Source organism: Actinoplanes sp. OR16 (genome assembly GCF_004001265.1).
Taxonomy (GTDB): domain Bacteria; phylum Actinomycetota; class Actinomycetes; order Mycobacteriales; family Micromonosporaceae; genus Actinoplanes.
On the sequence record NZ_AP019371.1, the window covers coordinates 1,630,711 to 1,653,481 of the forward strand.

A 22,771-nucleotide genomic window follows, 5' to 3' on the forward strand; every position below is an offset into this window, starting at 1 on the left:
CTCAGTGTCGCGGGTGGGTCTCCCGGATCCAGCTGTTTTGCCCCACCGGGGCGGTTTTATCGTCAGCTGACAGATCCACGACTCGCCCGTGCGGGCTGGTCGCCGCCCAGGCCGCGCCGAAGAGCAGCAGCTGGTTGAAGACGTAGAGGTAGACCAGCGCGCCGACGGCGGAACCGACGAGGGCGTACGCCGGATTCCGCTCCACGATCGCCACGAACGACTTGCCCACCGTGTTGAGCAGCATCAGCCCGATGCCGACCTGCAGCACCGGCGGCGCCATCCGGCGGGCCGTCATCTTGAGCCGGGGCACCCCGGTCAGCAGCGCCGCCGCCAGCAGCATGTTGACGCCCAGGGTGAGCACCACGCTCACCGCGGAGAGCAGCGTCGTGAACCCGCCGCCGGCCAGCCAGTGCAGCAGCCGCTCCAGGCCGTAGACGGCGAGCTGGGTGAGCGCGAGCAGCACCAGGAGACCGATCAGGACCAGGAGATCAACAGCTTGTCGTACGCCGATGTAGCCCGGTTGCTCCCGTAACTGCCAGATGAGCCGTTGCGAGGAGCGGATCGACTCGACCCAGCCGATGCCGGTGAAGGTGAGCCCGATGAGGCCGACGATGCCGACCGTCTTCTTGCTGTCCACGATGGCCTGCACGTCGAGGAAGGGCAGGTTGTCCCGGAGGAACTCGGTCACCAGCTCGAAGAGCTCGACGTTGTTCGAGAGCAGCAGGCCGAAGATCGAGTAGCCGATGAGCAGCAGGGCGAAGACCGCGAAGAATCCGTAGTAGGCGATCGCGGCCGCCAGCCGGCCACCCTGGACGTCCTCGTAGCGCAGGATGGCCCGGCAGAAATGGTCGAAGTACGGCGTCCGGTACCGCCACGTCATGATCCGGGCTTCGGCGACGTCGTACGCCCGGTCGATCGGGTTCACCGGCAGACCGTAACCGAGTTGTCAGCGCCCGAGTGGGAAGTCCCGCCGCGGCCGCCAAGGTCCCTCGCCGCCGTGCGAGAAGAGGGTGAACGCGGTGACCTCGAAACTGGCGGAGAATCCGGCCAGCTCCTCGAAGACCGCGTCCAGCGCCTCGGGCGACACGTCCTGCGCCACCGTGACGTGCGGGTGGTACGGGAAACGGGTGTCCCGGCGCACGTCCTCCGACCGCGTGATCGCCTCGGCCAGCAGCTCACACTCGCTGATGCCCTTCGCCAGCGTCACGAAAACCACCTCGGTGATCGGCCGGAAGGTTCCGGTGCCCCGCAGGTGGATGGTGAACGGCGGCTGGGCGCCGGCGATCGCCTCCAGGTGCTTCTCCACCGCGGGCAGCGCGTCACCGGCCACCTCGGTCGGGCCGAGGAGGGTGACGTGCGCCGGTGTGTAGGCCGCCTGCGGGTCGCCGGCCTCGGCGCGGCGCCGGGTCAGCTCGGAGCCCCAGGGCTCCGGGATGTCGATCGCCACGCCGATACGCGTGCGTGCCGGGTCGGACACCGGGTCAGGCTCCGCGCGCCGGGGCGACGAACCCGATGTTCCGGTAGGCCTGCGCGAGCGTCGCGGCGGAGACCGCCCGGGCCTTCTCGGCGCCGATCGCGAGGACCTTGTCGAGCTGGGCGGGGTCGTCGAGGTAGACCTTGGTGCGCTCCTGGATCGGCTTCACGAACTCCACGAGCACCTCGGCGAGGTCCTTCTTCAGGTCGCCGTAGCCGCGTCCGTCGTACGCCTCGAGCAGGTCGTCGATGGTCCGCGAGGTGAGCGCCGCGTAGATCGTCAGCAGGTTGCTGACGCCCGGCTTGTTCTCCTCGTCGTAGAGGATCTCGCGCCCGGTGTCGGTGACCGCCGACTTGATCTTCTTGGCCGACCGGTTCGGGTCGTCCAGCAGCTCGATGATGCCGTTCGGCGAGGAGGCCGACTTCGACATCTTGATCGTCGGGTCCTGCAGGTCGGTGATCTTCGCGGTGTCCTTGACGATGTACGCCGAGGGCACGGTGAACGTCTTGCCGAACCGGCTGTTGAACCGCTGCGCCAGATCCCGGGTCAGCTCCAGGTGCTGCCGCTGGTCCTCGCCGACCGGCACCTGGTCGGCCTGGTAGAGCAGGATGTCGGCGGCCTGCAGGATCGGGTAGGTGAAGAGGCCGACGGTGGTGCTGTCCTGTCCGGCCTTCGCCGACTTGTCCTTGAACTGGACCATCCGGCCGGCCTCGCCGAACCCGGTGATGCAGCTCAGCACCCAGCCGAGTTGCGCGTGCTCGGGGACGTGCGACTGCACGAAGAGCGTGCAGAGCTCCGGGTCCAGGCCGAGCGCGAGCAGTTGCGCCACCGAGACGCGAGTACGGTTACGCAGAGCCACCGGGTCGTGCCCCATGGTGATCGCGTGCAGGTCGACCACGCAGTAGAACGCGTCGTGCGTGTTCTGCATCGCCACCCAGTTGCGAACGGCGCCCAGATAGTTGCCGAGGTGGAAGGAGTCGGCAGTCGGCTGAATGCCGGAGAGCACACGCGGGCGGCGGGCAACGTCGGACATGGCCGCCATTGTGTCAGCCTCGGCCCGGTGACCGCGAATCCCCTACCGGGTTGCGCCGATGTTTGAACCTGTTGACTTATGAGCGTTTGTGGGGGATTCTATGATCGTCATCCCTAGGAAAGGTCTCAGCCGTGAAATTGCTCGTCACCGGCGGCGCCGGCTACGTCGGCAGCGTGACCAGCAGGCTACTGCTGGACGCCGGCCACGAAGTGGTCGTCCTCGACAACCTTCGCACCGGCTTCCGTGAGGCCGTCGCGCCGGATGCCACCTTCGTTCAGGCGGACATCGCCGACGCCGCGCAGGTCCTCACCCCGGACGCCGGGTTCGACGCCGTCCTGCACTTCGCCGGGCTGATCGCGGCCGGTGAGTCGATGGCCAAGCCCGAGCTCTACTGGCACGAGAACGTCGTGAAGTCGCTCGCCTTCCTCGACGCGATCCGCGCAGCGAAGGTACCCCGGGTGATCTTCTCGTCCACCGCCGCGGTCTACGGCAACCCGGTCGAGCTGCCCATCACCGAGTCCGCCGTGAAGGCCCCCACCAGCACGTACGGGTCGACGAAGCTGACCTTCGACCTGGCGCTGACCTCCGAGACGTTCGCTCACGGCCTCGCCGCGGTCTCGCTGCGCTACTTCAACGTCGCCGGGGCGTACATCGACGGCGACCGCGAGATCGGCGAGCGGCACGACCCGGAGACGCACCTCATCCCGATCACCCTGCAGGCCGCCGCCGGCAAGCGGGAGAAACTGCAGCTCTTCGGCGACGACTACCCCACGCCGGACGGCACCTGCGTGCGCGACTACATCCACGTCGAGGACCTGGCCCGGGCACACCTGCTCGCGCTGGACGCCACGACGGCCGGTGAGCACAAGATCTACAACCTCGGCAACGGCAACGGCTTCTCCAACAAGCAGGTCGTCGAGGCAGCCCGCGAGGTGACCGGCGCCGCCATCCCGGTGGAGATCGCCCCGCGCCGCGACGGCGACCCGGCGACCCTGGTCGCCTCCTCCGAGCGGGCGCGTACCGAGCTGGGCTGGGTTCCGCGGAAGAACACGCTCCAGGACATGATCGGTGACGCCTGGACCTTCTACCGGAAGCACGTGGCATGAGCCTGTCCGAGATCTTCAAGGACGCGTACGGCGCCGAGCCCACCGGTTTCTGGGCCGCGCCCGGCCGGGTCAACCTGATCGGCGAGCACACCGACTACAACGACGGTTTCGTGCTCCCCTTCGCTCTGCCGCAGCGCACCGTCGCGGCGGCCGGCCCCTCCGAGGACGGCCGCTGGCACGTCTGCTCCACGCTGATCCCCGAACCGGTGAGCTTCGGGACCACCTCCCCGGGTGACGTCACCGGCTGGGGCGCGTACGTCGCCGGAGTGGTGTGGGCTCTGCAGGACGCAGGCTTCGAGGTGCCGCCGGCCCGGATCGCGCTCGACTCGGACGTGCCGCTCGGCTCCGGGCTCTCCTCGTCCGCCGCCCTGGAGTCGGCGGTGCTGACCGCGCTGGTCGACCTCGGCGGCCTGGACCTGCCGGTGGAGAAGCGCCCGGCGCTGGCCCAGCGGGCCGAGAACGTCTACGTCGGCGCGCCCACCGGGATCATGGACCAGTCCGCCTCGATCCGCTGCCTCGAAGGCCGCGCGCTCTTCCTCGACTGCCGGACCTACGAGGTCGAGCAGATCCCGTTCGACCTGGCCGCCGAGGGCCTCGCCATCCTGGTGATCAACAGCAACGCCCCGCACCAGCACGTCGACGGGGAGTACGGCGCCCGCCGCAAGGCCTGTGAGGAAGCGGCCGCCGCCCTCGGCGTCCGCGCCCTGCGGGACGTGGACGTGGCCGACCTGCCGGAGGCGCTCGCCAAGCTCGGCGACGACGTGCTGCGCCGCCGCACCCGGCACATCGTCACCGAGAACCAGCGGGTCCTGGACACCGTCGCCCTGCTCCGCGAGGGCCGCACCCGGGAGATCGGCCCGCTGCTGACCGCCTCGCACGTCTCGATGCGCGACGACTTCGAGATCACCGTGGCGCAGGTCGACGTGGCGGTGGAGACGGCACTGGAGTCCGGGGCGTACGGCGCCCGGATGACCGGTGGCGGCTTCGGCGGCTGCGTCCTCGCACTGATCGACGCCGACCGTGCGTACGCGACCGCCGCCGCGGTGGCCGCCGCGTACGAGAAGAAGGGTTTCACCGCACCGGACAGTTTCGTGGCGGTGGCCGGGCCGGGCGCCGCCCGCATGCCCGGCAATCAATAGAACTCGTGTTCTAATTTCACATTTCGCCCGACAAGCGCCGCTTGCCCCTTGCCACACGGAGGAGCAAGCGGCGCTGTTGCGATAATCGCAACCCCCGGCCTAGGGTCGCACCATGGCCGTCACCAGGGAAATCCTCGCCGAACGCGTCCGAGCCGCGATAACAGCTGCCGGCCGGACGCAGCTGAGTCTGGCCTTGGAGATCGGCCTGGATCACACCGCGCTCTCCAAAGCTCTCAATGGCACGCGCAACTTCAAGTCGCTCGAGGTCGCACTGATCGCCGAGCACCTCGGCATTTCGATGGAAGATCTGTTGTCCGAGTCGGATGCCTCCACACCTGCCCCAGCCATGGCCGCCAGGGCGCAGCCCGACGTCAGTCCGGCCCTGCGCGAGGCGCTGGAGCGCAGTGACCGCCTTCTCGAACTGCACCGGCTCCTGACAGACCTGGGCTTCGGGTGGGCCGAGACCACTCTCGACCTGCCGGAGTTCGTCGGGCCTCCGCACCGCCAGGGCGCCGATCTCGCCGACCGGTTGCGCCGAGAGGCCGGGCTTGGCGACGAAGACCTCCCTTACCAGCTCTCCGACCTTTCCGAACTGCTGGAGAAACGACTCGGCCTCGACGTCGGCTTCGAGCCGTTGCCGACCGGACTCGACGGGCTCAGCCTCTCCTCCGGAGGTCTAGGACTTGCTCTGGTGAGCAGCGGAATCGCGGCGACCCGCCAGCGATTCACCCTCGCGCACGAACTGGGCCACCTTGCCGCCGGAGATTCACAGCGGCTGACGGTTGATGAGGATGTGTTCGGCCGTCGTTCGCCGGACGAGATCCGCGCCAACGCGTTCGCCGCTGCTTTCCTCATGCCCGAGGGAGCAATCAGGGAGGCCGTTCCCCATGGAGTGACCGAGGAGATCATCGTCGACCTGCTCAGCCGATTCGGTGTCAGCCTCGATGCGCTGGCGTTCCGCCTGCACAATGTCGGCGTCGTCGACGCAGCGGGGCGTGACCGCATTCGATCCTTGTCGTCGAGCCGGATCGCACTTCGCGCCGGACGGGCACGTGACCTCCAAGCGCGAAATGACCGCCGCGTGCCGGGCAACCTCCTTTCCCGCGGCATCGAGGCGTACGTGCAGGGAAGCATCAGCGTCCGCCCGCTCGCTGATCTGCTGAAGGTCGACCCCAGAGACCTCCTTGATGAGCTGACTCCGCCGGCACGCTCCCCCATTCCTCCGGAGGAAGACCCCCTGGAGTACTCGTTGTGAGCGCACGGATAGGTGACATCTACTTCGACACCTGCACGCTCGCCAATTTCGCCGCGGTGGACCGGCTGGACCTGTTGAGAGAGCGCTACGGTCACCGAGCCCGCTGGACGGAGACGATCCGATGGGAGATCACCCGGGGCGTGGGTGCCGCGCCCTATCTGCAGCGCGTGCTCCAAGCCGAGTGGCTGGGTGAGCCGGTGGAGATAAGCGACTCCACCAGCGCCCTGACGGAGATCAACAACATCCGCCGCGGGCTCGGCGCGCTGGGCTCGAGCCCGACTCGGCATCTCGGCGAGGCCGAGATCATCTATCACCTCCAACATGTCGACGTCGGAGCGTTCTTCGTCACGGATGACCGAGAGGCGCTCAACTTCGCTCGGCGGCGAGGGTTGTTCACGTTCGATACCCACAAGATCATGGAGGAGTGTTTCTCCTGCTCAGAGGTGGGGTGCCCGGAGGCATTCGAACTACTACAGCAGATGGCCGCCTCCGATCGAGGCGTAAGGGTTCCCAGCAGCCATATGGGCGTCTGCCCGAGCTGACCATGTGCCCTCAGCCGCCGCCCGCATCTGACGCTTCGGACGGTCCTGCGGTGGGTATGGCCGCTCCATGACCAGCGAACCGCAGGACCAGACGACAGCCGAGACGGACGAGCCGAACGAGTTCGGCTTCGCCGGGGCGGGCACCGCCCCGCAGCCGGAGCCGACCCACGGCGACCGGCTGCACGAGGAGGCCGAGGCGATCGCCATCCCGTCGGGTGACATCACCAGCGCCGTGACCGAGGCGATCGACGAGGTCACCGAGCGCCGCGACCACTCCTGAGCTCCCCCGTCCAGCGGGGCCGGATCGGCCTTTCAGCCGACACCCGCAGGAGCGAGACCAGGGGCTACAGGGCAGTCAGCTGACTATCGTGTGCTGCATGGGGGTCAGCCCACCGTATCTCTCCGATGACACCGAGCAAGGTGTCACCCTCCGCCTCGACGCCGGGCCGGAGGCCGCGTTCTCTCTGCTCACGGTCCGCGGCCCCTGGGACGCGTCGCTCCGCGACAACGCCTCGGCGTCGCTGCGCCGATGCTTCACCGAGCACCCGGACGCGCTCATCGTCGACCTGTCCGGCCTGGTCGACCCGCGCAGTGAGAGCGCACCCACCTGGGTGACCGCTCAGCACGCCGCTGCCGCGATGAGACCGCCGGTGCCGGTCGCGCTCTGCGTCCCGCCCGATCTGCCGCTGGCGGACCGCATGCAGGGGCTCGGCGTGGGTCGTTTCCTGCCGGTCTACGCGAAGGTCGGCCAGGCCCGGGTGGCGCTGGCCGCCCGGATGCCCGGCGCCGAGCGCTTCACGATCATGCTGGCCCCCGACACCGACGCGCCCAGCCTCGCCCGCAACCTGGTGAGCGACGCCTGCCTGTCCTGGGGGCTGGTTCACCTGCTGCACCCGAGCCGGCTGGTGATGTCCGAGCTGGTGACGAACGCCATCGAGCACGCCGGCACCGAGATCGGCGTGGTGGTGACCCGGCGCGGCGCCGGCCTGCAGCTCGCCGTCGCGGACGGCGATCCGCGGCTGCCACAGGTCCTGACACGGACGAACCGCCCGCGCCCCGACCTGCCGCTCGACGAGCGGGGCCGGGGGCTGCGGACGGTTCAGGAGACGGCGTCGATGTGGGGAAGCATCCCCACCGAGACCGGCAAGATCGTCTGGGCGACGGTCCGGGGAGCTATCGCGCCTCGATGATCATGCCGGCGCCGACCGTACGGTTGGTGCTCTCGTCGATCAGGATGAAGCCGCCGGTGGTCCGGTTGCGGCGGTACTCGTCGGCCAGCAGCGGCACCGTGGTGCGCAGCTTGACCCGGCCGATCTCGTTGAGCGAGAGCTCGCCGGCGGTCTCGTCGCGGTGCAGCGTGTTCACGTCGAGCCGGTACTGCACGCCGCGGATCACGGTCCGGGCCGTACGCGTGGTGTGCTTGATCGTGTACTTGCCGCCGACCCGCAGCGGGGCCGTCTCGTCCATCCAGCAGATCATCGCCTCGAGGTCCTGAGCGGCCGCCGGTGCGTTGTTCGGGCGGCAGATCATGTCACCGCGCGAGATGTCGATCTCGTCGGTCAGCCGGACCGTCACCGACATCGGCGGGAAGGCCTCGTCGACCGGGCCGTCCGCGGTGTCGATCGACGCGATCTTGCTGGTCAGGCCGGAGGGCAGGACCATCACGTCGTCGCCGGGCTTGAGGATGCCGGAGGCGACCTGGCCGGCGTAGCCGCGGTAGTCGGTCACCGTGGTGGACTGCGGGCGGATCACGTACTGCACCGGGAACCGGACGTCGACCAGGTTGCGGTCGCTGGCGATGTGCACGTGCTCCAGGTGGTGCAGCAGGGACGGGCCCTCGTACCACGGGGACTTGTCCGACCGGGATGCGATGTTGTCGCCGTTGAGCGCCGAGATCGGGATGATCGTCAGGTCGGGGGCGTCCAGCTTCGCGGCGAACGAGGTGAATTCGTCGGCGATCCGGTCGTACACCGCCTTGTCCCAGTCCACCAGGTCCATCTTGTTGATGCAGAGGACCAGGTGCGGCACCCGCAGCAGGCTGGTGAGGAACGCGTGCCGGCGGGACTGCTCGACCAGGCCCTTGCGCGCGTCCACCAGGATCAGCGCGAGGTCGGCCGTGGAGGCGCCGGTGACCATGTTCCGGGTGTACTGGATGTGCCCGGGGGTGTCCGCGATGATGAACTTGCGGCGCGGGGTCGCGAAGTACCGGTACGCCACGTCGATCGTGATGCCCTGCTCCCGCTCGGCCCGCAGGCCGTCGGTGAGCAGCGCGAGGTTCGTGTACTCGTCGCCGCGGGACGCGCTGGCGGTCTCCACGGCCTCGAGCTGGTCCTCGAAGATCGTCTTGGTGTCGAAGAGCAAGCGGCCGATGAGGGTGGACTTGCCGTCGTCCACGCTTCCGGCGGTGGCGAACCTCAGCAGGTCCATGCCCCGCGCGGCGGCGGCGTCCGGCTCCAGAACTGCCTGGCTCATCAGAAGTAACCCTCTCGCTTACGGTCTTCCATCGCGGCCTCGGAGACCTTGTCGTCCCCGCGGGTCGCGCCGCGCTCGGTGATCCGGGTGGCGGCGACCTCGTCGATCACCTTGTCCACCGTGTCGGCGTCGGAGAGCACCGCGGCCGTCTGCGACGCGTCGCCGACGGTGCGGTAGCGGACCCGGCGAACCTCGGAGGTCTCGCCGTCCCGGAGCCTGATGAACTCGTTGACCGCGTAGAACATCCCGTTGCGCTCGACGACCTCGCGGTCGTGCGCGTAGTAGATGTCGGGCAGCGGGATCTGCTCCTTGGCGATGTAGTGCCAGATGTCCAGCTCGGTCCAGTTGGAGAGCGGGAACACCCGGATCGACTCGCCGGGGTGGTGCCGCCCGTTGTAGAGCGCCCAGAGCTCGGGGCGCTGGTTCTTCGGGTCCCACTGGCCGAACTCGTCGCGGAAGCTGAACATCCGCTCCTTGGCGCGGGCCTTCTCCTCGTCGCGGCGGGCGCCGCCGAAGAGGGCGTCGAAGCGGTACTTCTCCACCGCGTCGAGCAGCACCGGCGTCTGGATCCGGTTGCGGGTGCCGTCCGGCAGCTCGCGGACCAGGCCGGTGTCGATCGCCTCCTGAACACTGGCGACCACCAGGTTCAGCCCCAGGGCCGCCACCCGGCGGTCCCGGTAGTCGAGGACTTCGGGGAAGTTGTGGCCGGTGTCGACGTGCATGACCGGGAACGGGATGCGCGCGGGCGCGAACGCCTTCTCGGCGAGGCGCAGCATCACGATCGAGTCCTTGCCGCCGGAGAAGAGCAGCACTGGGCGCTCGAACTCGGCCATGACCTCCCGCATGACGAAGATGCTCTCCGCTTCGAGAGCGTCCAGATGCGATACGCGGTAAGGCTTCGTCTGGCTCATGGGTTCAGTCCCCAGACCTTTCTCCGGTGTTCACCCTGCGATTTTCCACGGTCGGAACCGACTCGTCATTGTGTCGGAAGATGCCTCTGCAACGCAGCAAGCAACCGAGGAGCGAGATCCTTGCGACAAACGACCAGGTCAGGCAACTTCGGGTCGCCTTGGTTATAGGCCAGAGGGGTGCCGTCGATACGGGATGCGTGCAGTCCCGTGGCCAACGCCACAGCCACCGGGGCGGCCGAGTCCCACTCGTACTGGCCGCCGGCGTGCACGTAGGCGTCGGCCTCGCCGCTGATCACCGCGGCGATCTTCACCCCGGCCGAGCCCATCGGCACCAGCTCGGCGCCGATCTCCTCGGCCAGGGCGGTCACGAACGCGGGCGGCCGGGTCCGGCTCGCCGCGATCCGGATGGCGCCGCCGGTCGCCGACTCCAGCGGCATCGGCGGGTAGGCCGGGGCGTGGTCGGTGGCGAGCGTGCGGTGCTGGGCCGGCATCGCCACGGCGCCGGCCGACAGGCACGCCGGGTTGGACGAGTCGGCGGTCCAGAGCGCCACGTGGACGGCCCAGTCGGTGCGGCCCTCCTCGGAGAACTCGCGGGTGCCGTCCAGCGGATCGATGATCCACACCCGGGAACTGCCCAGGCGGTCCGGGCGGGCGACGCCCTCCTGCCAGGCGACCCGGGAGTCGCCGTCCTCCTCGGAGAGGACGGCGTCGGCAGGGCGCCAGCGGGCCAGCTCGGCCCGGATCAGGTCGTGTGCCGCCTGATCGCCGGCTGCCTTGAGAGCTTTCGGGTCGGCGTACCCCTGCTCCTCACGCACCTGGAGGAGCAGCTGGCCGGCGCGGTCCGCGAGCCAGCGGGCGAAGGCCGCGTCGATGACCGGCGGCGAACCGCCCTCGCCGGTCTCCCGCGGGGTCGTTATGCGTGCCGACGTCTTCGTCTGCTCGCCCATCGTCTCGCTCCTCCTCGGCTTTCGCCCAGCGCGGGCTCTGCCGGGGAGGCAGGCCCGGACTCAGTACGCTCCGGATGACCGCACCACCGCGGTCACGGTCCTGAGCAGGATCACCAGATCGAGGCTCAGGGACCAGTTCTCGACATAGCGCAGGTCGAGACGGACCGCCTCTTCCCAGGAGAGGTCCGATCGCCCGGACACCTGCCACAGACCGGTCATACCGGGCTTGACGGCCAGCCGCCGCCGCACATCATCGGCATAGGCGGCGACCTCCGTCGGAAGCGGGGGCCGCGGGCCGACCAGCGACATCTGCCCCAGCAGGACGTTGATCAACTGCGGGAGCTCGTCGAGCGAGAACCGGCGCAGCCAACGACCGACCGGGGTGACCCGCGGATCGTCGCGCATTTTGAAGAGCACACCGTCGTGCTCGTTGAGGTGCCTCAGATCGCCGAGGCGAGCCTCGGCATCGAGGTACATGCTGCGGAACTTGAAAATCCGGAACTGCCGTCCATCTCGTCCCACGCGCACTTGGCGAAAGAGTACCGGGCCACGTGACGTGAGTCCCACGCAGAGCGCCACGGTCACCAGCACGGGACCGGCGAGAACCAGCAACGCGAGTGCGCCTAAACGATCGAACACGTCCTTGACCAGGCGCGATCCACCGTGCAGCCGGGGATGCTCGACGTGCAGCATCGGAAGTCCATCGAACGGGCGAATGGTGGTCCGCGCACCGGCCACATCGACGAGCGCGCTCGCCACCACGAGATCGACCTCGTCACGCTCCAGCTGCCAGGCCAGCCGGCGCACCGCGGCGCCGTCCAGTTCGGGACAGCTGAGCACCACGACGGTGTCCGCGTCGGCCCGCTGCACCGCGCCCGCCACCTGGTCGAACGTGCCGTAGACGGTCAGGTCCGCGACCCCGATGCCGTCCGCGTCCGGCGGCAGGCAGGCGCCGACGACCTCCAGGCCGTGGTACCGCTCGCGGCGCAGCTGCCGGGTGATTCCGATCACGGACAGCTCATGACCGACGACGATCACCCGCCGGAGGTTCTCGCCGCGCGCCCGGGCGAAGTGCAGCCGCTTGCGCAGGACGAACCTCAGCAGGACGACCGCGGCGATCGTCGCGGGCAGCGCTACCAGGACATAGGAACGAGCAAGATCCAGATTCAGGGCGTACGACACGACGGCCGCGCCCGCGATCAGTCCGACCCCGCCCCGGATGACGCGCTGATACTCGTCACTGCCGACGAAGAGGTAGCGCCGCTCGTACGCCCGGGAGACCGCCAGCACCGCGAGGATGAGGATCGGCAGCAGGGCGGAGTAGACCATGTAGGCGCGGTTGTACTGGGTCACCGCGTCGCCGAAGCGGACCATGAAGGTCGCCACTCCGGCGGCCACGCCCGCGGTCAGGTCGGAGAGGACCAGCGACCAGACGTACTGGCGCTCCCAGAGCTGGCGGCGGGACATCGCGGCGTGCCTGCCGCGGTTGCGCACGAACGGGCGACCGGCCGGGCGGACCGCCTGGGAGCGGTTCGGGCGGTCCGACCAGTGCCTGTCGATCGCGTCGTTGAAGGACCGCGGAACCGGCCCCGGGATCTTGGCGTTGTGCCCGCGCTCCCGGGTCGCCGGGTGCTGTGGTCCGTGATTGGGCGATCTCGCGATGTGGCTGGCCGACGTAGCGATGTGGTCGGCCGATGCAGCGGTGTGGTTGGGCGATGTCGCGGTCGACGCATCCGCCCGGCTCTCGGACACGTCCTGCGACATCCCCCGACCTCCTGTCACCCATCGCACCGTTCGGGTGCATCCGTGTGACCAACGGACGGGCGGCAAAGCACGTCACGGCATGACAAGGCGGACAAAGTGCCGGGCGTCAGACTCCGTGGTATTTGTTCTGCGCCCACTCGACGCCCTCGAGGATGATCGCCTCGGTGACGTCGGCGGCCCGGTCCACCAGGAAGTCCAGTTCCTTGCGCTCCGCCGCCGAGAAGTCGGAGAGCACGTAGTCGGCCGGATCCTGCCGACCAGGCGGCCGTCCGATCCCGAAACGCACCCGCGCGTACTCCTTGCTCGCCAGCGATTTGGACATCGAACGCAGTCCATTGTGACCGCCCTCGCCGCCGCCTCGCTTGGCACGCACCTGCCCGTACGGCACATCAAGCTCATCATGCACCGCGATCACATTCGCCACGGGGACTTTGAAGAACTGGGCCAGCGCGACCACCGGAGCGCCGAGCAGGTTCATATAGGTCAGCGGCTTCAGGACGATCACTTTCGGACCGCCGAAGCTCAGTCGCCCCTCGGCCACTTCGGTCTGCGCCCGCTTCGCCCGGCCGAACTTGCCGCCCACCCGGGACGCCAGCAGGTCCGCCACCATGAAACCGACGTTGTGCCGGTTCCCGGCGTACTCCTTGCCGGGGTTGCCCAGGCCGACAACCAGCCAGGGTGCCTCGTCGCTCAACTCGACCTCCGCTGAATACAGATCAGGGAAAGTGCCACCGGCACTTTCCCTGATCTACGGCTTACCGCTGCTGCGAAAGACTTACTCCGCGCTCTCGCCCGAGGCCTCGCCCTCGGCGGCGGCCGCGTCGTCCTCGGCCTGCGTGGTGCTCTGCGCCGCGGAGATCATCGCAAGGACGACATCGGCGTCCACCGCGAGCTCGACGCCGTTCGGCAGCTTGACGTCGCCGGCGGTCAGACGCGCGCCGGCGTCCAGGCCCTCGATCGACAGCTCGAGCTCGGACGGCAGGTGCAGCGCCTCGGCGACCACGGAGACGGTGTTCGACTCGTGGACGATCAGGGTGTTCTTGGCGGCCTCGCCGACCAGGGTGACGGGGATGTCCACCTGGATCTTCTCGCCGCGCTTCACGATGAGCAGGTCGATGTGCTCGTAGGTGTCCTTGATCGGGTCACGCTGGATCGCCTTCGGCAGCGCCAGCGTCGCGGTGCCGGCGATGTCGATCGTGAAGATCTGGTTCAGGCCACCGTGCCGGATGGCAGCGGCGAACTCGCGGGCCGGCAGCGCGATGTGCTGCGGCTTCTCGCCGTGGCCGTAGAGCACGGCCGGCACCAGACCGGCCCGGCGCGTGCGGCGGGCACCACCCTTGCCGAACTCGGTACGGGGTTCGGCGCTGATCTTTACCTCGGACACGGGGAAACTCCTGAAACTTCTCGATGCGGGCTGCGGCTAAGTCTGCGGCTGCGGTATCCGGCAGTGGTGCTGCGGTGGTGGCCGCCGACGGCGCTGGGACCGTCGCCGGCGCTGCCGGGCGAAGGGCGCGCTGGGCACAGGCCCGGAGCACCGCGTCGATGACGGCACCTCGAGTGGACTGCGAACCTCAGCAGACCACGAGGCACCCTCGCCGTGGCAACCGCACTAGCTTACCTGCCACGATCGTGCACCGGTCAGCGGGTCGGCCGCACGTGGCGGTGTCTGCGGAAAATCGTCCCGGTGCGCCGCAACTTGCGTCACACGAGAAAACGCCCGTCACCGACGGGCGTTTCCCAAACCTGGAGAAACTAGCTGAGGCCACCGAACAAAGTGGTCACCGAGCCGTCGTCGAAGACCTCGCGGATGGCGCGGGCCAGCAGCGGTGCGATCGACAACACAGTGATCTTGTCGAGTCGCTTCTCCGGCGAGAGCGGCAGCGTGTTCGTCACCACGAGCTCGCTGATCCGGCTGTTCTTCAGCCGCTCGGTGGCCGGGTCGGAGAGCAGCGCGTGGGTGGAGGCCACGATCACGTCGGCGGCACCCTCCTCGAAGAGGATGTCCGCGGCCTTGGTGATCGTCCCACCGGTGTCGATCATGTCGTCGACGATCAGGCAGACCCGGCCCTCGACCTCGCCGACCACGCGGTTCGCCACCACCTGGTTCGGCTTCAGCGGGTCGCGGGTCTTGTGGATGAACGCCAGCGGGCAGCCGCCCAGCCGGTCCGTCCAGCGCTCGGCGACCCGCACCCGGCCGGAGTCCGGCGCGACGACGGTCATCGGGCGGCCGGCGAACTTGCGCTGCACGTAGTCGGCCAGGATGTCCATCGCGAACAGGTGGTCCACCGGGCCGTCGAAGAAGCCCTGGATCTGCGCGGTGTGCAGGTCGACGGTGAGGATCCGGTTCGCGCCGGCCGTCTTCAGCAGGTCGGCGACCAGCCGCGCGGAGATCGGCTCACGGCCGCGGTGCTTCTTGTCCTGCCGCGAGTACGGGTAGAACGGCAGGACCACGGTGATCCGCTTCGCCGATCCGCGCTTCAGAGCGTCGATCATGATCAGCGTCTCCATGACCCACCGGTTCACCCCTTCGGTGACCGACTGCACCACGAAGGCATCCGACCCGCGGACCGAATCCTTGAACCGGACGAAGATCTCACCGTTGGCGAACTCGTACGAATCAGACGGCGTCGGCGCGACGCCGAGCACCTGTCCGATCTCCTCCGCCAGTTCCGGGAATCCCCGGCCCGAGAAGAGCATCAAACTCTTACGGTTCTCCGCGACGATGCTGCCCATCGACTCGCTGCTCCCGTTGATTAGGGGGTGGGTTCGCAGTGAAGTATCCCTTGCGAGAACGTAACCGCCACGTTTCGAGGCCGTCGCGTGGGATGCCTCACCCCCGCTGGATCAGTCCTGGTCAGAGGTGATATTCGAAGCCTCGGCGGCGGCCTTCGCGGACACCGTTCCGGCACGGCGGCGCTCGGTCCAGCCTTCCACGTTCCGCTGCGGCGCGCGGGTCACCCCGAGGTTACCGGCCGGCACGTCTTTCGCGACGGCACTGCCGGCCGCCACGTACGCCCCCGGGCCGATCTCGACCGGCGCGATGAGGACCGTGTCCGAGCCGACGAAAGCGGCCTCACCGACGGTCGTCCGGCTCTTCCGCACCCCGTCGTAGTTCGCGAAGATCGTGCCGGCGCCGATGTTCGCGCTCGCGCCGATCGAGGCGTCGCCGACGTACGACAGGTGCGGCACCTTCGCACCCTCGCCCAGCTCGGCGTTCTTGGTCTCGACGAACCCGCCGACCTTCGACTTGCGCGCCAGCTTCGTGCCGGGACGCAGGTAGGAGTAGGGCCCGACGGTCGCGGACGGCCCGATCTCAGCGCCCACCGCATGCGTACGCAGAACCGTCGCGCCCTCGGCGACCACCGTGTCGATCAGCGTGGTGTCCGGGCCGACGACCGCGCCGGTCGCCACCGTGCTGACACCGGAGATCTGCGAGTTCTGGTCGACCACGGCGTCCGGCTCGAGCGTCGCGGTCACGTCGATCCAGGTGGTCGCCGGGTCCAGCAGCAGCACACCGGACCGCATCCACGCCTGGTTGACCCGGTCCCGCATGAGCACCCGCAGCTGGGCCAGCTCGGCCCGGTCGTTGCAGCCGAGCGTCTCGTACGCGAACTCGGCCACCTCGATCGCCACCGGGTGCCCCTGCGAGGCCAGGATCCCGAAGACGTCGGTCAGGTACTCCTCGCCCTGCGCGTTGTCGGTGGACAGCTTGCCCAGCGCCTCCCGCAGCAGCGCCGCGTCGAACGCGTAGATCCCGGAGTTGATCTCCTTGATCGCCCGCTGCTCCGGCGTCGCGTCCTTGTTCTCGACGATCCGCTCCAGGTTGCCGTCCGCGCCCCGCACGATCCGGCCCAGCCCGCCCGGCTCGGCCACCTCGGCGCTGAGCACGGTCGCCGCAGCGCCGGCCCGCTCGTGGGTGGCGAGCAGCGCCTCGACCGTCTCCGCGCGCAGCAGCGGCACATCACCACTGAGCACCACGACGGTGCCGGTCAGCTCGGGCGCCGCGTCGAGCGCGATCCGCACGGCGTGCCCGGTGCCGTTCTGCTCGGCCTGCAGCACCGGCGTGGCGGCCGGCGCGGCCTCGGCGAGGAAGGCGCCCACCTGATCGGCCTTGTGCCCGACGACCACGAGGGTGCGATCGGTCCGGATGGCCGACGCCACGGCCAGCACATGCCCGAGCAGGGTCCGCCCGAGCAGAGGCTGCAGAACCTTGGGCGTCGCGGACTTCATCCGCTTCCCCTCGCCGGCGGCAAGGACGACAACGGTACGGCTGGGGGCCTGGCTCACGCGGCAACTCCATCGTTCGCAGTGGCTTGACTGTGGGAGCCCGCTCAGGGCTCAACCATGGAGAATCTGCTCGGCCGCCAGGACTCGAACCCGGAAAGCTTGGACCAAAACCAAGAGTGTTGCCAATTACACCACGGCCGAAAGGTGCTGGAGACAGACTAGCCTCCCACCTCTTGCTCCGCGAAAGCGGACGAAGCCTCGTGGACGACCACGCGCATCATGCCGTTCCTGACGGGCCCGCCGGAAGCGCTTTGACAAGATGGCCGAGTGAAAGATCAGACAGACGGCGGCAACCGCGCCCCACGCGTACGCATGCCCGCGGCCCAGCGACGGGAACAGCTGATCACCATAGGCCGCCAGCTCTTCGCGGAGCGGGGATACGACGGCACGAGTGTCGAGGAGGTGGCTGCCCGCGCCAAGGTGTCGAAGCCGGTCGTCTACGAGCACTTCGGCGGCAAGGAAGGCCTGTACGCCGTGGTCGTCGACCGCGAGGTGCGGACGCTGCTCGACCGGATCGCGGCAGCGCTGACCGCCGGGCACCCCCGGGAGCTGCTGGAACAGGCGGCGCTGGCGCTGCTCGACTACATCGAGGACGAGCCGCACGGTTTCCGGGTGCTGGTTCGCGAGTCACCGGTGCTGTCCGCGGCCGGCAACTTCTCCAGCGTCATGAACGACATCGCGCACCAGGTGGAGCACATCCTCGGCGCCGAGTTCAAAAGCCGGGGCATCGACCCGAAGTTCGCCGAGCTCTACTCACAGGCGCTGGTCGGGATGGTGGCGCTGGTCGGCCAGTGGTGGCGGGAGGCGCAGCGCCCGAAGAAGGAGATGGTCGCCGCCCACCTGGTCAATCTGGCCTGGAACGGCCTGTCCCACCTGGAGACGAAGCCGGGCCTGCTGACCCGCAAGGTGCGCTGAACCGCACCCTGCGGGGACAACGGGAGATCAGGCGGTGCGTCCCTCACGGACCTGGCGCGGGGCGCCGGCCTGCGACTCCGGGACGACCTTGCTGTACAGGCTGACCGTGATCAGCAGCAGGCCGGCCAGGTAGGTCACGATCACCGTCGAGATGCTGTAGCCGAGGAAGTTCGCGTCGGTGCGGATGGTCGCGAGCGAGTACGTGCCGAGCACCAGCAGCGCCCAGCCGAGGTACTTGTCGACCGCCACGTCGAGGTTCTTGCCGATCGCGGTACCGAGGATCACCAGGCCGCCGACCACGATGTGGATCAGCGAGCTGAGCATGTTGGTCTCCTGGCCGAGGACCCGGATGCCCGTCTCGTTCGCGAACGGCTCACCGGCGGTCTGGATCGCGCCGAGCACGCCGAAGACCACGAGGTAGGCGCCGACGACGAAGCCAACGATCCGGTAGATCGGCCGCAGGGGATGGTTGACCGGAATGTGCGAGGCCATACTGTCCGTCCGTCTCCAAGGTCAGGTGTAGTCGTACCGATTCTCGCGTATCGGAAACAAGGGCGCAGGCACACCCCCCGGATCAGTTACTACCCACCTGCTCCGCGAGCTCCAGCCACTCCATCTCGGCCTCCTCCTTCTCCTCGCGCACCGCCTTCAGCTGCGCCTCGAATTCCACGATCTTCTCGTAGTCGCTGCCGTGCTCGGCCAGCTTCTCGTTGATCTTCGCTTCCTTCTCGGCGAGCTTGTCCATCTGCCGCTCCAGCCGAGCGAGATCCTTGCGAGCCTGGCGCAACTCACCCGCGGAGAGGCCCGGCGCGCTCGGCGTCGCTTGCGCTTCCTTCTGCGCCTGTACGCCCGGAGCACCGTGTCCGGACACTCTCTCCAGGTATTCGTCGATCCCGCCCGGGAGATGGACGAGCCGGCCGTCCCCGAACATGCCGTAGGCCGTGTCGGTGACCCGCTCCACGAGGTAGCGGTCGTGGCTGGCCACCACCATGGTGCCGGGCCACGAGTCGAGCAGGTCCTCCAGCGCGGCCAGGGTGTCGGTGTCCAGGTCGTTCGTCGGCTCGTCGAGGAGCAGCACGTTCGGCTCGGTCGCGAGCAGGCGCAGCAGCTGCAGCCGTCGGCGCTCACCACCGGACAGGTCGCTCACCGGCGTCCAGATCCGCTTGTCGGTGAAGCCGAAGACCTCGGCGAGCTGACCGGCCGACAGTTCCCGGTCACCGAGCTTGACCCGCTTGGCGACCTCTTCCACCGCCTCCAGCAGGCGCAGGTGGCCGGGCAGCTCCTTGAGCTCCTGGGAGAGGAACGCGGGACGGACCGTCGACCCGGTGACCAGGCGGCCGCCGTCCGGCTTGGTGATGCCCGCGAGCAGCCGCAGCAGGGTCGTCTTGCCGGCGCCGTTAGCCCCCAGGATGGCGAGCCGGTCACCCGGGCCGACCTGGAACGTCAGGTTCTTGAAGATCGGCTTGGGCCCGGCGTTGAGCTCGACGTTCTCCAGGTCGTAGACCTGCTTGCCGAGCCGGGTGGTGGCGAGCCGCTGCAGGCTGACCGTGTCGCGGACCGGCGGGACGTCGGCGATCAGCTCGTTCGCCGCGTCGATCCGGAACTTCGGCTTGGACGTCCGGGCCGGCGGGCCGCGGCGCAGCCAGGCGATCTCCTTGCGGAGCAGGTTCTGCCGGCGGGCCTCGACCGCCGCCGCCACGCGCAGGCGCTCGGCTCGCGCGAGGGTCCAGGCCGCGTAGCCGCCCTCGTAGACGTGCACCTCTTCGTCCACGACCTCCCAGGTCGCGGTGCAGACCGCGTCCAGGAACCAGCGGTCGTGGGTGACCACGACGAGAGCGCCCTTGCGGGTCAGCAGGTGCTTGGCGAGCCAGTCGACACCCGCCACGTCGAGGTGGTTGGTGGGCTCGTCGAGGATCAGCAGATCGCTCTCCCGGACGAGCAGCGCGGCGAGCGCGACCCGGCGGCGCTCGCCACCGGACATCGGCCCGACCGGGGTGTCCAGTCCGAGGTATCCCATGCCGAGGCCGTCGAGGATGATCCGGACCCCGGCGTCGCCCGCCCACTCGTGCTCGGCGCCCATGCCCTCGGCGAGCCAGGCGGTGCCCAGCACGACGTCGCGCACTGTCGCCTCGGGGGCGAGGGCGAGGTTCTGCGGCAGGTTGGCGACCCGCAGGTCACGACGATGGGTGACCCGGCCGGAGTCCGGCTCCTCGATCTTGGCGAGAAGCCTGAGAAGGGTGGATTTGCCGGCCCCGTTGAGACCGACGATGCCGAGGCGGGCGTCGTCGTCCAGGCCGATCGAGACGTCGGTGAGCAGCTGACCGGCGGCGCCGTAACCCTTGTTGACCCGGTCCAGGTTGATGATGTTGGCCACGATGCGTCTAGATTACCCGCGCGCCCGGCTGCGGCCCCCGCGCGGTGACCGCCTCCAGGCAGACGCCCGCCGCGTTCAGCCCGGCCGCCACCCGCTGGGCGTGCCCGGCGTCGGCGGCGAGGAAGACACAGGTCGGGCCGGAACCGGAGACGATCCCGGCGATCGCGCCCGCCTCGTGCCCGGCTTTCAGCACGTCGGCGAGCTGCGGCCGGAGCGACAGAGCGGCTGCCTGCAAGTCGTTGCCGAGCGCCGCGCCGAGCACCTCCGGATCGCGCTGGCGCAGCGCGGACATCAACTGGTCGGGCCCGTCGAGCGCAGCCGGCGGCCAGGAGCTGTCCCGCAGCGAGTCGAGTTCGCGATAGACGGCCGGGGTGGAGAGACCGCCGTCGGCGACCGCGACCACCCAGTGCCAGGCGGTGGGCCGGGCCAGGATCGGGCTGACCGCCTCGCCGTGGCCGGTGCCCAGAGCCGTGCCGCCGTGCAGCAGGAACGGCACGTCCGACCCGAGCTGCGCGCCGACCTCGGCGAGCTCGTCCCGGGACATGCCGAGTCCCCAGAGCACATCGCAGGCGATCAGGGCGGCGGCCGCGTCGGCGCTGCCCCCGGCAAGGCCCCCGGCGAGCGGGATCGATTTGCGCAGGTGCAGCCGCGCGAACGCCGGGACCCGCGCCTTCGCGGCGAGCGCCCGGGCCGCCCGGATGATCAGGTTGCTCTCGTCCAGCGCCAGCTCCCCGGCGCCGACGCCCTCCATGGTCAGCGCGAGGGTGTCCCCGCGCCGCGCGGTGAGCTCATCGAAGATCCCGATCGCGTGATAGACCGTGTTCAGCTCATGGAACCCGTCCGGCCGCAGCGGCCCGACCCCGAGATGCAGATTGATCTTCGCCGGCACCCGCACCCGCACCGGACCGGGATGCGGACGAGGCCCCTCGTCGTCCGGTCCCCACGCCTCGGTCACGGAGTGATGTCCCGGACAGGCAGCCGAATCTCGAACGGCGCGCTCAACACCAGCTCCTCGTCGGAGTCGGCGACCAGCTCATAGCGGCCGTCGACCAGGTCATAGGCATAGATGTGCACAGGGTCCTGCTCGATCCGCCAGTAATGCGGGATCCCGGATGCCGCGTAACCCACCGGCTTGTCCAGTCGATCACGGCGTTTCGTGCCCGGCGAAACGACCTCGACGACGATGACCGTCTGTGAGGGCAGGAAAAAGTGATGGCTCCCATCGACTGGGCGGCGCAACAGCACGACATCGGGCTCGAAAGAGTCCTGCAATCCCACAGCTATACCCACCGCAGTCCCGGGCTGAAGCGACTCCGGAGCGTTCTTCCTGAGCCACATCCACAACAAGTTCGCGAAGTCCTGGTGGCCCAAGGTGGGGGAAGGAACCACGATCATGACTCCGTCGCGAAGCTCGACGCGGGGGGCGTCGTCGGGGAGGTTGAGGACATCCTCCAGGAAGAAACTGGCCATCTTCTGCCGGACGGGATCCGGCGACCACATGACGTGACCTGCTGGTTCGGCGGTCATGAGTCCACCTCCTCAGGCTTCGCGCCGGTCGACGGGCTGAGCTTACCGCCGTCCACCGACACTTTCGCCGCCCCGGCGATCGCGGCGAACTCCCCCACCGTGAGCGCCTCGCCCCGTGCCTGCGGGCTCACCCCGGCCGCCCGCAGCACCTGCTCGGCCCGGTCGGCGCCGCCCGCCCAGCCGGCCAGCGCCGCCCGCAACGTCTTGCGCCGCTGCGCGAAGGCCGCGTCCACCACCCCGAACACCTCAGCCCGCGAGGCCGCGCCCGCACCGCCCTCGCCCGCGGGCAACTCGCCGGCGGGCGGCTCCCGCCGGGTGAACGCGACCAGCCCCGAGTCCACGTTGGGCACCGGCCAGAACACCGCGGGCGGCACCTTGCCGGCCGACTTGGCCTCGGCGTACCAGGCCAGCTTCACCGACGGGACGCCGTACACCTTCGAGCCGGGCCCGGCGACGAGCCGGTCGGCGACCTCCTTCTGCACCATGACCAGGCCGCCGCGCAGCGTGGGCAGCTCGGCGAGCAGGTGCAGCACGACGGGCACCGCCACGTTGTACGGCAGGTTCGCCACGAGCATGGTCGGCGCCGGGTCGAAGAGGTCGCCGGTCACCCGCAGCGCGTCGGCCGGGTGCACGGTGAGGTGATCCGCCTCGACCGTCTCCGGCAGCGCCGCGGCGAGCGTCGGGTCGATCTCCACGGCGTGCACGTGCCGGACCGCCCCGACCAGGCCGAGGGTCAGCGAGCCGAGGCCCGGGCCGACCTCCAGCGCCACGTCGTCGGGTCGCAGGGCTGCCGCCGCCACGATCCGCCGGATGGTGTTCGGGTCGTGCAGGAAGTTCTGGCCGAGCTTCTTGGTCGGCGCGACGCCGAGGCGTGCGGCGAGTTCCCGGATCTCCGCCGGGCCGAGAAGTGAGCCATTTTCAACGTGGCGAGGGCCTCGCTCGCCGGCGCCGGACGACGGCCCGGCGGCATCGGACCCGATGCCAGGTTGAAAATTGCTCATCGTGTCAGCCATGTACAGAGCCTA

Annotated in this window: 23 protein-coding genes and 1 tRNA gene; 7 read left to right on the forward strand and 17 right to left on the reverse strand. The window is 69.2% G+C overall.

What is annotated here, in order from left to right:
* Position 1 precedes the first annotated feature (1 nt).
* From EP757_RS07450 to trpS, 3 genes are read right to left on the reverse strand one after another with little or no spacing between them, the layout of a single operon-like run.
* Positions 2-925, reverse strand: a complete 924-nt coding sequence (locus EP757_RS07450; protein WP_127543461.1) for a YihY/virulence factor BrkB family protein — start codon at positions 923-925, stop codon at positions 2-4.
* Between the two features lie 21 nt (positions 926-946).
* On the reverse strand, positions 947-1,477 hold the full coding sequence (locus EP757_RS07455; protein ID WP_127543462.1) for a 2'-5' RNA ligase family protein: 531 nt from the start codon (positions 1,475-1,477) through the stop codon (positions 947-949).
* Positions 1,478-1,481: 4 nt separating this feature from the next.
* Positions 1,482-2,507: a tryptophan--tRNA ligase gene (gene trpS, locus EP757_RS07460; RefSeq protein WP_127543463.1), complete on the reverse strand. Its 1,026-nt coding sequence runs from the start codon at positions 2,505-2,507 to the stop codon at positions 1,482-1,484.
* A 131-nt stretch (positions 2,508-2,638) separates the two neighbouring features.
* Between trpS and galE the strand changes: the two genes are divergently transcribed.
* The 6 genes from galE to EP757_RS07490 all read left to right on the forward strand — a co-directional run bounded on the left by galE (position 2,639) and on the right by EP757_RS07490 (position 7,739).
* Complete coding sequence (gene galE / locus EP757_RS07465; protein WP_127543464.1) at positions 2,639-3,613, forward strand: UDP-glucose 4-epimerase GalE; 975 nt, start codon at positions 2,639-2,641, stop codon at positions 3,611-3,613.
* A complete protein-coding gene (gene galK / locus EP757_RS07470; protein WP_127543465.1) occupies positions 3,610-4,752 on the forward strand; it encodes a galactokinase in 1,143 nt (380 codons plus the stop codon). The genes galE and galK overlap by 4 nt, the downstream gene beginning before the upstream one ends.
* Positions 4,753-4,864: 112 nt before the next feature.
* The gene (locus tag EP757_RS07475; RefSeq protein ID WP_127543466.1) at positions 4,865-6,007 is read left to right on the forward strand and encodes an ImmA/IrrE family metallo-endopeptidase; all 1,143 of its coding nucleotides are present in this window, start codon (positions 4,865-4,867) and stop codon (positions 6,005-6,007) included.
* Entirely contained in the window at positions 6,004-6,549 is a 546-nt protein-coding gene (locus tag EP757_RS07480; RefSeq protein ID WP_127543467.1) for a hypothetical protein, read from the forward strand. The genes EP757_RS07475 and EP757_RS07480 overlap by 4 nt, the downstream gene beginning before the upstream one ends.
* Before the next feature lie 67 nt (positions 6,550-6,616).
* Positions 6,617-6,829: a hypothetical protein gene (locus EP757_RS07485; RefSeq protein ID WP_127543468.1), complete on the forward strand. Its 213-nt coding sequence runs from the start codon at positions 6,617-6,619 to the stop codon at positions 6,827-6,829.
* A gap of 97 nt (positions 6,830-6,926) precedes the next feature.
* Positions 6,927-7,739 carry an ATP-binding protein gene (locus EP757_RS07490; RefSeq protein WP_232050405.1) on the forward strand — a complete coding sequence of 271 codons (813 nt, stop codon included), beginning with the start codon at positions 6,927-6,929 and terminating at the stop codon, positions 7,737-7,739.
* Here the strand turns inward: EP757_RS07490 and cysN are convergent.
* The 9 genes from cysN to EP757_RS07535 form a co-directional block, all read right to left on the reverse strand.
* Positions 7,723-9,021, reverse strand: coding sequence for a sulfate adenylyltransferase subunit CysN (gene cysN, locus EP757_RS07495; RefSeq protein WP_127543470.1), 1,299 nt, complete (start codon positions 9,019-9,021; stop codon positions 7,723-7,725). The genes EP757_RS07490 and cysN overlap by 17 nt on opposite strands.
* Positions 9,021-9,932, reverse strand: a complete 912-nt coding sequence (gene cysD, locus EP757_RS07500; RefSeq protein ID WP_127543471.1) for a sulfate adenylyltransferase subunit CysD — start codon at positions 9,930-9,932, stop codon at positions 9,021-9,023. The genes cysN and cysD overlap by 1 nt, the downstream gene beginning before the upstream one ends.
* A gap of 65 nt (positions 9,933-9,997) precedes the next feature.
* Positions 9,998-10,879 (reverse strand): 3'(2'),5'-bisphosphate nucleotidase CysQ, encoded by an 882-nt coding sequence (locus EP757_RS07505; protein WP_127543472.1) that lies wholly within the window; start codon positions 10,877-10,879, stop codon positions 9,998-10,000.
* A 60-nt stretch (positions 10,880-10,939) separates the two neighbouring features.
* Positions 10,940-12,643, reverse strand: a complete 1,704-nt coding sequence (locus EP757_RS07510; protein ID WP_127543473.1) for a sugar transferase — start codon at positions 12,641-12,643, stop codon at positions 10,940-10,942.
* 106 nt (positions 12,644-12,749) lie between these two features.
* Positions 12,750-13,337 carry an aminoacyl-tRNA hydrolase gene (gene pth / locus EP757_RS07515; RefSeq protein WP_127543474.1) on the reverse strand — a complete coding sequence of 196 codons (588 nt, stop codon included), beginning with the start codon at positions 13,335-13,337 and terminating at the stop codon, positions 12,750-12,752.
* An 81-nt stretch (positions 13,338-13,418) separates the two neighbouring features.
* A complete protein-coding gene (locus EP757_RS07520) occupies positions 13,419-14,027 on the reverse strand; it encodes a 50S ribosomal protein L25/general stress protein Ctc (protein ID WP_127543475.1) in 609 nt (202 codons plus the stop codon).
* Positions 14,028-14,395: 368 nt separating this feature from the next.
* Entirely contained in the window at positions 14,396-15,376 is a 981-nt protein-coding gene (locus EP757_RS07525) for a ribose-phosphate diphosphokinase (RefSeq protein ID WP_127543476.1), read from the reverse strand.
* A gap of 111 nt (positions 15,377-15,487) precedes the next feature.
* Positions 15,488-16,930 carry a bifunctional UDP-N-acetylglucosamine diphosphorylase/glucosamine-1-phosphate N-acetyltransferase GlmU gene (gene glmU / locus EP757_RS07530; protein ID WP_127543477.1) on the reverse strand — a complete coding sequence of 481 codons (1,443 nt, stop codon included), beginning with the start codon at positions 16,928-16,930 and terminating at the stop codon, positions 15,488-15,490.
* A 69-nt stretch (positions 16,931-16,999) separates the two neighbouring features.
* A tRNA-Gln gene (locus EP757_RS07535) sits at positions 17,000-17,071 on the reverse strand.
* A 171-nt stretch (positions 17,072-17,242) separates the two neighbouring features.
* Between EP757_RS07535 and EP757_RS07540 the strand changes: the two genes are divergently transcribed.
* Positions 17,243-17,845, forward strand: coding sequence for a TetR/AcrR family transcriptional regulator (locus EP757_RS07540; RefSeq protein ID WP_127554126.1), 603 nt, complete (start codon positions 17,243-17,245; stop codon positions 17,843-17,845).
* 27 nt (positions 17,846-17,872) lie between these two features.
* On the opposite strand, the gene EP757_RS07545 is transcribed toward EP757_RS07540, so the two are convergent.
* The 5 genes from EP757_RS07545 to rsmA form a co-directional block, all read right to left on the reverse strand.
* Positions 17,873-18,337: a DUF4383 domain-containing protein gene (locus tag EP757_RS07545; protein WP_127543478.1), complete on the reverse strand. Its 465-nt coding sequence runs from the start codon at positions 18,335-18,337 to the stop codon at positions 17,873-17,875.
* Between the two features lie 82 nt (positions 18,338-18,419).
* Entirely contained in the window at positions 18,420-20,219 is a 1,800-nt protein-coding gene (locus EP757_RS07550; RefSeq protein ID WP_127543479.1) for an ABC-F family ATP-binding cassette domain-containing protein, read from the reverse strand.
* Between the two features lie 7 nt (positions 20,220-20,226).
* Positions 20,227-21,174 carry a 4-(cytidine 5'-diphospho)-2-C-methyl-D-erythritol kinase gene (locus EP757_RS07555; protein WP_127543480.1) on the reverse strand — a complete coding sequence of 316 codons (948 nt, stop codon included), beginning with the start codon at positions 21,172-21,174 and terminating at the stop codon, positions 20,227-20,229.
* Complete coding sequence (locus EP757_RS07560; RefSeq protein ID WP_127543481.1) at positions 21,171-21,746, reverse strand: Uma2 family endonuclease; 576 nt, start codon at positions 21,744-21,746, stop codon at positions 21,171-21,173. Before EP757_RS07560 ends, EP757_RS07555 begins: the two co-directional genes overlap by 4 nt.
* Positions 21,743-22,759 carry a 16S rRNA (adenine(1518)-N(6)/adenine(1519)-N(6))-dimethyltransferase RsmA gene (gene rsmA, locus EP757_RS07565; RefSeq protein WP_232050406.1) on the reverse strand — a complete coding sequence of 339 codons (1,017 nt, stop codon included), beginning with the start codon at positions 22,757-22,759 and terminating at the stop codon, positions 21,743-21,745. The genes EP757_RS07560 and rsmA overlap by 4 nt, the downstream gene beginning before the upstream one ends.
* Between the last annotated feature and the right edge of the window lie 12 nt (positions 22,760-22,771).